The sequence below is a fragment of the Mycobacterium sp. MFM001 genome (assembly GCF_003402475.1).
Taxonomy (GTDB): Bacteria; Actinomycetota; Actinomycetes; order Mycobacteriales; family Mycobacteriaceae; genus Mycobacterium.
Map to the genome: position 1 here is coordinate 559,165 of NZ_BFAB01000002.1, position 8,911 is coordinate 568,075.

Here is an 8,911-nt window from a genome sequence, read left to right on the forward strand (position 1 = left end):
AGCCATGAATGTGTTGTCGCGGATCCTGACCCGTACGCCGTCGCTGCGTACCCGGGTGGTGATCGCGACGGCGATCGGCGCGGCCATTCCGGTGCTCATCGTGGGCGCCGTCGTGTGGTTCGGGATCACCGGCGACAGCAAGGAACGCCTGGACCGTCGCCTGGATGAGGCCGCGGGTTTCGCGATCCCGTTCCTGCCGCGCGGCCTCGGCGAGATTCCGCGCTCCCCCAACGACCAGGACACGGTCATCACCGTGCGGCGGGGCAACCAGGTCACGTCCAACTCGGCCGTGGTGCTGCCCGAACTGCCCGCCGGTTACGACGACACCTACGTCAACGGGGTGCGCTACCGGGTGCGCACGGTGGAAATCCCTGCGCCGCAGGCCACGTCGGTGGAAGTCGGAGCAACCTACGACGACACCATCGCCCGGACCAACAACCGGCATCGCCGGGTGATCATCATCTGCGGCCTGGCGATCGGCGCCTCAGCCGTATTCGCTTGGCTGCTGGCCGCGTTCGCGGTGCGACCGTTCAAGCGGCTGGCCGATCAGACCCGCTCGATCGACGCCGGCGACGAGGCGCCGCAGGTGGCAATCCGCGGCGCCACCGAGGCGGTCGAGATCGCCGAGGCGATGCGGGGCATGCTGCAGCGCATCTGGAAGGAGCAGGAACGCACCAAGGAGGCGCTCGCGTCGGCGCGTGACTTCGCTTCGGTGTCGGCGCATGAGTTGCGCACGCCGCTGACCGCGATGCGCACCAACCTCGAAGTGCTGTCCACGCTGGACCTGCCCGACGATCAGCGCAAGGAAGTGCTCAACGACGTCGTGCGCACCCAGTCCCGAATCGAATCCACGCTTTCCGCGCTGGAGCGGCTGGCCCAGGGCGAGCTGTCAACGTCGGATGACCATGTGCCGGTAGACATCACCGAGCTGCTCGACCGCGCCGCGCACGACGCCATGCGGGTCTACCCCAACCTCGACGTCTCGCTGGTGCCCTCACCGACCTGCATCATCGTGGGACTGCCGGCCGGGCTACGTCTCGCGGTCGACAACGCAATCGCCAACGCCGTCAAACACGGTGGCGCGACACGGGTTCAGCTGTCCGCGGTCAGTTCCCGCGACGGCGTGGAAATCGCTATCGACGACAACGGCAGCGGCGTACCCGAGGAGGAGCGCCAAGTTGTGTTCGAGCGGTTCTCCCGCGGGTCGACCGCCTCGCACTCCGGCTCCGGTCTGGGCCTGGCGTTGGTGGCTCAGCAGGCCCAATTGCACGGCGGGACAGCGTCGTTGGAGGACAGCCCGCTGGGCGGGGTGCGGTTGCTGCTACGCTTACCTCCGCCCAGTTAGGACGCTTCGTCAGTCTTCTCGGCGGTCTCAGGACTCGAAGCATCCACCGGCACTTCACGTTTCACCCGCCGAACCATCAGCGCGAACGTCAGCGCCAACCCGAGCACAAAGGCCAGCACCATCAGCCACCAGTTCGGGTCGTGCATCACTGCGCTCCTGTCTCACGAGAGCCGGGCAGGTCGGCGAAGGCGTCCTCTTCGCTGGTGCGCCGAATCGACACCACGGTGATCACCCAGGCCACCGCCGAGCCCACCACGAAAGCCAGCAGATACCACAACCATTGGATGACGAAGTCCATGCCGGATGCTCCTTATCTGCCGGGTCCGCCCGGGGCAGGACCGGGTGCGGGTGCGGGTGCCGGGATCGGCGTGATCGGACCGCTCACCTCGATCTGGTTGTCGATGTTCAGGTTGGGCCAAGCGTCGTCGGCGGCCTGCAAAATGGCGTCGGCCTGATCGATCGACGGGGTGGTGCCGGCCAGCGTGATGGTGTCGCCGCTGACCGAGAGCCGGAAATTGGGAATCGATGCCGCGGCGTTGAAAACCGGTCCGGCATCGGAGAAGTCGAGCGCGTTGATGTCGGGGTTGATGCCAAGTTCGTCGATGACGTTGGCTTCCGAGCCCACCGACGCGATCACCGCGTCGAGCAGCGCCCTCTTGGCCTTGTCGTCGGGAAACTCCCCGCGCAACGTGATGTCGTTGCCGTTACGGGTGATTGACACCGGCGCCAACGATATCGGCGGAATCGTCGGCGCCGGGGGCGAGGCACCCCCCGAGGTGGGCGGGGCCAGCGTCGGCAATGCGCCGGTGGGCCCGTTTTCCTGCGAGCGGGTGCGTTCGGTCAGGCCGTAGCCGATTGCGCCCAGCAGCAGCGGAATTACCACCAGTCCGATCAGCCAGGGCACCCCGAGAGGTCGTCGGTAAAACCTGGCGACCTGCGTGGTTTCGGCTGCTTCGTCGGAATCCGCCATGGGCCCTCCGTCATCGAGTTCGTGCCGCCGCGCGACTTGAAGCCTAGGGCAGCAGGCTACCGAGTGGAGAGCAGATCGATGACGAAGATCAGCGTCTTGCCTGAGAGCTGGTGGCCCGAACCGGCCGGCCCGTAGGCCTGCGCGGGCGGGATCACCAGTTGACGGCGTCCGCCCACCTTCATTCCGGGAATGCCGTCCTGCCAGCCCTGGATGAGGCCGCGCAACGGGAACTCGATGGATTCGCCGCGGCTCCACGAGCTGTCGAACTCTTCGCCGGTGTCGTATTCCACGCCGACGTAGTGCACCTCGACGGTGCCGCCCGGGACGGCTTCGGGGCCGTCGCCGATCACCAGGTCTTTGATGACAAGTTCTGTGGGAGCCGGGCCGGTCGGGAAGTCGATCTCTGGTTTCTGCGTCACCGGGACCACCCTACTGATGGGGCAAACTGGAGTCATGCCTGCCGACCCGCACGGCGTCGACGTTGTCGTGGTGGGCGGCGGGCACAACGGCCTGGTCGCGGCGGCGTACCTGGCCCGGGCCGGGCTGCGGGTGCGGCTGCTGGAGCGGCTGGGGCAGGTCGGCGGCGCGGCCGTGTCGGCACAGCTTTTCGACGGCGTGGATGCCCGGCTGTCGCGATACGCCTACCTGGTCAGCTTGTTGCCGGCGCGCATCGTCGACGACTTGGGCGCATCGGTGCGGTTGGCGCCGCGCCGCTATCCGTCGTATCCCCCGGTCGGCGACGCCGCCGATGTCCGCGAGTTCTATCGGCGCTGCCGACTGGTGACCGAACGGCTCTGGCCGACGCTGCTGGAGCCGCTGCGTACCCGGCAGGCAGCGCGGCGACTCGTCGGCGACGACGCGGCCTGGAGTCGCATGGTCGAGCAGCCGATCGGTGACGCGATCGCCGACGGTCTGGCCGACGACGTGGTGCGCGGGCTGGTCGCGACCGATGCGCTGATCGGCACGTTCGCCCGGCTCGATGATCCGTCGCTGCGGCAGAACGTCTGCTTCCTCTATCACCTGCTGGGTGGTCAGTGGCGGGTGCCGGTCGGCGGGATGGGTGCCGTGACCGAGGCGCTGGCCGCGGCCGCAGCTCGTCATGGGACCGAAATCGTCACGGACGCAGACGTTTACGCGGTCGATCCGGACGGCGAGGTGCGCTACCGCCGCGGCGACGACGAGTGCGTCGTCCACGGCCGCTTCGTGCTGGCCGGCGTCGCCCCGGCGGTGCTGGCCGACCTGCTCGGCGAGCCGGCGCCACCGGGCGCTCAGGGCGCGCAGGTCAAGGTCAACATGCTGGTGCGACGGCTGCCGCGGCTGCGCGACGACACCGTCACACCCGAGCAGGCGTTCACCGGCACGCTGCACGTCAACGAGACCTGGACGCAACTGGACGCCGCGTATTCGCAAGCGGCGGCGGGGCGGTTACCCGATCCGCTGCCGTGTGAGATCTATTGCCATTCCCTGACCGACCCGAGCATCTTGTCGCCGGCGCTGCGCGACTCCGGCGCCCACACCCTGACCGTGTTCGGCCTGCACACGCCGCACGGGCTGTCCGGCAACCTCACCGACGCAGTTATGACGTCGCTGAATTCCGTTCTGGCCGAACCGATTCAGGAGGTGCTGATGAACGACGTCAACGGCCGGCCGTGCATCGAGACCATCACCACGCTCGATCTCGAGCAAACCCTGAACATGCCCGGCGGCAACATCTTTCACGGCGGGTTGAGTTGGCCGTTCGCCGCCGACGAGGATCCGCTGGACACCCCGGCGCGGCAATGGGGTGTGGCCACCGCGCACGAGCGGGTGCTGTTGTGCGGCTCGGGTGCGCGCCGCGGCGGGGCGGTGTCGGGCATCGGCGGTCACAACGCCGCGATGGCGGTGCTTAACTTGTGCCGAATGTGGACTTAATACACGCCCCAAGCGAATTCGCGTGACGCAAGGCCACACTCGACGGGTTAGCGAGAATCGATCGTGGCGTAGTTGCGCTCGGTGTACCCGGTGTAGATCTGGCGGGGCCGCCCGATCTTGGAATCGCCCTCGTCGTGCATCTCGCGCCAGTGCGCGATCCAGCCGGGCAGCCGGCCCAACGCGAACAACACGGTGAACATCCGCGTCGGGAAGCCCAGCGCCCGATAGATCAGCCCGGTGTAGAAGTCGACGTTGGGGTAGAGCTTGCGCTCGACGAAGTAGTCGTCGGTGAGCGCTGCCTCTTCGAGTTCCTTGGCGATCTTCAGCAGGTCGTCGTCGCCGCCGAGCTTGGCGAGGATCTTGTCGGCCTGTTCCTTGACGATGCGCGCCCGCGGGTCGTAGTTCTTGTAGACCCTGTGGCCGAAGCCCATCAGCTTCACGCCTTCTTCGCGGTTCTTGACCTTGCGGACGAACGCGCCGACGTCGTCGTCGCTCTCGCGGATCTGCTCGAGCATCTCCAGCACCGCCTGGTTGGCGCCGCCGTGCAGCGGCCCCCACAGTGCGTTGATGCCGCCGGAGATCGAGGTGAACAGGTTGGCCCGCGACGAGCCCACCAGCCGCACGGTCGACGTCGAACAGTTCTGCTCGTGGTCGGCGTGCAGGATGAACAGCATGTCGAGCGCCCGTACTACCTCCGGGTCCGGCTGGTAGGGCTCGGCCGGCAGCCCGAACGTCATCCGCAGGAAGTTCTCCACCAGAGTCATCGAGTTGTCCGGGTAGAGGAACGGCTGACCGACCGACTTCTTGAACGCGTAGGCGGCGATCGTAGGCAGCTTGGCCAGCAGCCGGATCGTGGACAGCTCGACCTGGTCGTTGTCCATCGGGTCCAGCGAATCCTGGTAGTAGGCGCTCAACGCGTTGACGACGCTGGACAGCACCGGCATGGGGTGGGCGTTGCGCGGGAAGCCGTCGAAGAACCGCTTGAGGTCCTCGTGCAGCATCGTGTGCCTCTGGATTTGCCGGGTGAACTCGACGAGCTGGTCCTTGGTGGGTAGCTCGCCGTAGATCAGCAGGTAGCTGACCTCGAGGAACGTCGACTTCTCGGCGAGCTGCTCGATCGGGTAGCCGCGATAGCGCAGGATGCCGGCGTCGCCGTCGATGTAGGTGATGGCGCTCTTGGTCGACGCGGTGTTCATGAAGCCGCTGTCGAAGGTGGTGTATCCGGTCTTGGAGAGCAGCGAGCCGAGCGCGATCCCGTCGGCCCCCTCGCTGGCGTGGACGATCTCCAGGTCCAACTCACCACCCGGGTACTTCAGAGTGGCGGTGTCGTCGGTTGCGGCCACAAGAACCCCTTTGCGCTCTGCTGATGCTGCCTAGGTTGCGTATAGCTGAAGGTAGTCGCTATCGCGGCGGCGCGCCTGACCGGGGTGCTGGCCTGCGGTAGCGGACGAAAGTCGGCGCGGCCAACGCGGCGATCAGCATCCCGACGACCACCAGTGCGCCACCCCCGGCGGCCGCGGCCGTCGTGCCGACCACCGCCGCGGCGGCACCGTGTACCGCGTCGCCCAGCCGGGGCCCGCCCGCGACGACCACGATGAACACCCCCTGCAGCCGGCCGCGCAGCTCGTCGGAGGCGGCCTCCTGCAGGATGGTCTGCCGCAACGCCGCCGAGGCGCTGTCCGCCACACCGCCGAGCGCCATGAACGCCAGCGCCGCAGCCAGCAGCGGCCCGGCCCTGCCGTGCGCCGCCCCGCTCACCAACCCGAAGCCCACCATCGCGATGCCCCACACCGCGATCGCGACGACGACGGCCAAGCCGTGCCGCCGGATCCGCGGCAACCAGCCGGAGAACACCCCGCCGGCGACGACGCCGACCGACATCGCCGCGGCCAGCAACGCCATCGTGGTGCCGCCCTCGACGGGCCCGCCGAAGCTCTCGTGCGCCATCTGCGGGAACAAGGCCCGCGGCATGCCGAAGACCATCGCGATCAGGTCGACCACGAATGACATCAGCACCACGGTGTTGCCGGCCAGGTAGCGGAAACCGTCCAGGACCGCGGCCAAACCCCAGCCCGCCGGTTCGATGACGGGCAGGGGTGCCAGACGGAACGTCGCCCAGATCGGCGCCAAACAGGTCAGCGCGTCGATCAGATACAGCGTGGACAAGTTGACCCAGTTGAGCATCACCCCGGCCAGCAAGGGGCCGACGATCGCGCCGAAACCCGTCACGGTCATGTTCAGCGCGTTGGCGGCGGGCAGTTGGTGGCCGGGCAGCATGCGCGGGATGGCCGCCGCGCGGGTGGGCGAGTTGATCGCGTAGAACGCCTGCTGCACTGCCAGCAGGCACAGCACCACCCACACGTCGTCAAGCGACAGCGCGGCCTGCAGCCACAGCAGCAGCGACGCGACCGCCAGCCCGCCGGAGGCGATGATCAGCAGAACCCGCCGGTCCATGGCGTCGGCCCAGGCGCCGCCCAAGAGACCGAACACGATCAGCGGCACCAGCGCGAAGATGCCGGAAAGCCCGACGTACGCCGAGTTCTGGGTGAGCGCGTAGATCTGGACCGGGACGGCGAAGATCGTCAGGTTGGCGCCGACGACGGTGACAATTCCGGCCAACCACAGCCGGCGGAAGTCGCCGTTGCGCAGCGGCGTGGTGTCCGCGAACAGCCTCACGCTGGGCCCGCTTCTGCGACGAGCGTGCGTTTTTGTACGCATCTGTGCGGCGTGCCGCGTACAAACACGCACGCTCGCGCCGGTGAGCAACTCAAGGCTGCAGGCGCTCGATACGGCCGTCTACAACGCGAATCCTGTTGTGTACCCGGTTCTCCCGGCCCTGCCAGAACTCGACCACCTCGGGCGCAATGCGGTAGCCGCCCCAGTTCGGCGGGACCGGAATCTGCTCAGTGCCGGCGAAGCGGGCGGTCACCTCGGCGAGTTGCTCGAGTAACGCCGCCCGCGACGCGATCGGGCGGGACTGCTGCGACGCCCACGCGCCCAGCTGCGAGCCGCGCGGTCGCCGGGACCAGTACTCCTGCGTCTCGGCGGGATCGACCTTGGTCACCGGGCCGCGAATATGGAATTGCCGGCCCAACAGATACCACGGGAAGGTTGCCGACGCGTAGGGAGTGGCGGCCAACTCGATGCCCTTGGCCGAGTCGTAGTTGGTGTAGAAGGTGATTCCGCGCTCGTCGACGCTCTTGCACAGCACCGAGCGGCTAACGGGCCGCCCCGAGTCGACGGTTGCCAACACGAACGCGTTGGGTTCGGCGACGCCGGCGTCTTCGGCGTCGCGAATCCACTTGCGCAGCAGGGCAACCCAACCGTCAGCCAGCCAATCAGCGTCGAGGTCGGGGCTGCCGTCCTTTTCGACGGAGCCGTACTCCACGCGCATTGCTGCCAGGTGCTCGTTGTCTGGTCCGGCCACCGCGCCAACGCTACTACCGGCGGGCCGCCCCTCGTTACCGACCGGTAGCGACGGGCAGGGACCGGCGTGCGAGAATTCAGCCATGACTGTGATCCCGGACAATATCCCGGAGAATTTCGTCTCCGGCCTCGACGGAGTGGTGGCGTTCACCACCGAGATCGCCGAGCCGGACAAGGACGGCGGCGCGCTGCGCTACCGCGGCGTGGACATCGAGGATCTGGTGAGTCGGCGGGTCACTTTCGGCGACGCGTGGGCTTTGCTGGTCGACGGTAAGTTCGGCCACGGCCTGCCGCCGGCCGAGCCGTTCCCGCTGCCGATCCACAGCGGCGACGTGCGAGTCGACGTGCAGGCCGGCCTGGCGATGCTGGCGCCGATCTGGGGGTATGCGCCGCTTCTCGACATCGACGATTCCACCGCCCGCGAGCAACTGGCCCGGGCGTCGGTGATGGCGCTGTCCTATGTCGCGCAGTCAGCCCGCGGCATCTACCAGCCGGCGGTGCCTCAGCGGATCATTGACGAATGCCCCACTGTCACAGCACGTTTCATGACCCGCTGGCAGGGTGAGCCGGATCCACGCCACGTCGAGGCCGTTGACGCGTACTGGGTTTCGGCTGCCGAGCACGGAATGAACGCGTCGACGTTCACCGCCCGGGTGATCGCGTCGACAGGCGCCGACGTGGCGGCGGCGCTGTCCGGGGCGATCGGGGCCATGAGCGGCCCGCTGCACGGCGGTGCACCCGCTCGGGTGCTGCCGATGCTCGAAGAGGTCGAGCGCACCGGAGACGCACGCGGATTGGTCAAGGGCATCTTGGATCGCGGCGAGAAGCTGATGGGCTTCGGGCACCGCGTCTACCGCGCCGAGGACCCGCGGGCGCGGGTGCTGAGGGCGACCGCCCAGCGGCTGGGAGCGCCACGCTACGAGGTGGCGCTGGCGGTGGAGGAGGCAGCGCTGTCCGAACTGCGGGAGCGACGCCCGGACCGCGCCATCGAGACCAACGTCGAGTTCTGGGCCGCGGTGATCCTGGACTTCGCGCGGGTGCCCGCCAAGATGATGCCGGCGATGTTCACCTGCGGCCGTACCGCCGGCTGGTGCGCGCACATTCTCGAGCAGAAGAAGCTGGGCAAGCTGGTGCGCCCGTCGGCAATCTACGTCGGCCCCGAGCCGCGCAGCCCGGAATCGGTCGAGGGGTGGGACCAAGTCCGCACGGGCTGACGATGAGTTTGTGTCGCCTAGGTGGTCTACGCCGCAGCCGGGACT

Annotated in this window: 10 protein-coding genes; 3 read left to right on the forward strand and 7 right to left on the reverse strand. The window is 68.0% G+C overall.

Features of this window, described 5'->3' with window-relative positions; all coding sequences use genetic code 11:
* The first annotated feature begins 4 nt into the window (after window positions 1-4).
* Complete coding sequence (locus MFM001_RS06210; RefSeq protein ID WP_116374344.1) at window positions 5-1,345, forward strand: HAMP domain-containing sensor histidine kinase; 1,341 nt, start codon at window positions 5-7, stop codon at window positions 1,343-1,345.
* Here the strand turns inward: MFM001_RS06210 and MFM001_RS24465 are convergent.
* The 4 genes from MFM001_RS24465 to MFM001_RS06220 are packed head-to-tail and all read right to left on the reverse strand — an operon-like array spanning window position 1,342 to window position 2,734.
* The gene (locus MFM001_RS24465; protein ID WP_160117996.1) at window positions 1,342-1,491 is read right to left on the reverse strand and encodes a hypothetical protein; all 150 of its coding nucleotides are present in this window, start codon (window positions 1,489-1,491) and stop codon (window positions 1,342-1,344) included. The two genes, MFM001_RS06210 and MFM001_RS24465, sit on opposite strands and share 4 nt — an antisense overlap.
* Complete coding sequence (locus MFM001_RS24600) at window positions 1,491-1,643, reverse strand: hypothetical protein (RefSeq protein ID WP_192886857.1); 153 nt, start codon at window positions 1,641-1,643, stop codon at window positions 1,491-1,493. Before MFM001_RS24600 ends, MFM001_RS24465 begins: the two co-directional genes overlap by 1 nt.
* Window positions 1,644-1,655: 12 nt before the next feature.
* On the reverse strand, window positions 1,656-2,315 hold the full coding sequence (locus MFM001_RS06215; RefSeq protein ID WP_116374345.1) for a hypothetical protein: 660 nt from the start codon (window positions 2,313-2,315) through the stop codon (window positions 1,656-1,658).
* Between the two features lie 56 nt (window positions 2,316-2,371).
* Entirely contained in the window at window positions 2,372-2,734 is a 363-nt protein-coding gene (locus tag MFM001_RS06220) for an FKBP-type peptidyl-prolyl cis-trans isomerase (protein WP_116374416.1), read from the reverse strand.
* Between the two features lie 34 nt (window positions 2,735-2,768).
* On the opposite strand from MFM001_RS06220, the gene MFM001_RS06225 reads away from it, so the two are divergent.
* A complete protein-coding gene (locus MFM001_RS06225; protein ID WP_116374346.1) occupies window positions 2,769-4,226 on the forward strand; it encodes an NAD(P)/FAD-dependent oxidoreductase in 1,458 nt (485 codons plus the stop codon).
* Window positions 4,227-4,273: 47 nt separating this feature from the next.
* On the opposite strand, the gene MFM001_RS06230 is transcribed toward MFM001_RS06225, so the two are convergent.
* Genes MFM001_RS06230 through pdxH form a run of 3 tightly spaced genes read right to left on the reverse strand, consistent with a single transcriptional unit; the run spans window position 4,274 to window position 7,653 of the window.
* Entirely contained in the window at window positions 4,274-5,569 is a 1,296-nt protein-coding gene (locus MFM001_RS06230) for a citrate synthase (protein ID WP_116374347.1), read from the reverse strand.
* A gap of 58 nt (window positions 5,570-5,627) precedes the next feature.
* Window positions 5,628-6,944: an MFS transporter gene (locus MFM001_RS06235; RefSeq protein WP_116374348.1), complete on the reverse strand. Its 1,317-nt coding sequence runs from the start codon at window positions 6,942-6,944 to the stop codon at window positions 5,628-5,630.
* A gap of 49 nt (window positions 6,945-6,993) precedes the next feature.
* Entirely contained in the window at window positions 6,994-7,653 is a 660-nt protein-coding gene (pdxH, locus tag MFM001_RS06240; protein ID WP_116374349.1) for a pyridoxamine 5'-phosphate oxidase, read from the reverse strand.
* Between the two features lie 82 nt (window positions 7,654-7,735).
* Here pdxH and MFM001_RS06245 point away from each other — a divergent pair, with 82 nt between their 5' ends.
* Window positions 7,736-8,866 (forward strand): citrate synthase 2, encoded by a 1,131-nt coding sequence (locus tag MFM001_RS06245; RefSeq protein WP_116374350.1) that lies wholly within the window; start codon window positions 7,736-7,738, stop codon window positions 8,864-8,866.
* Window positions 8,867-8,911 lie beyond the last annotated feature (45 nt).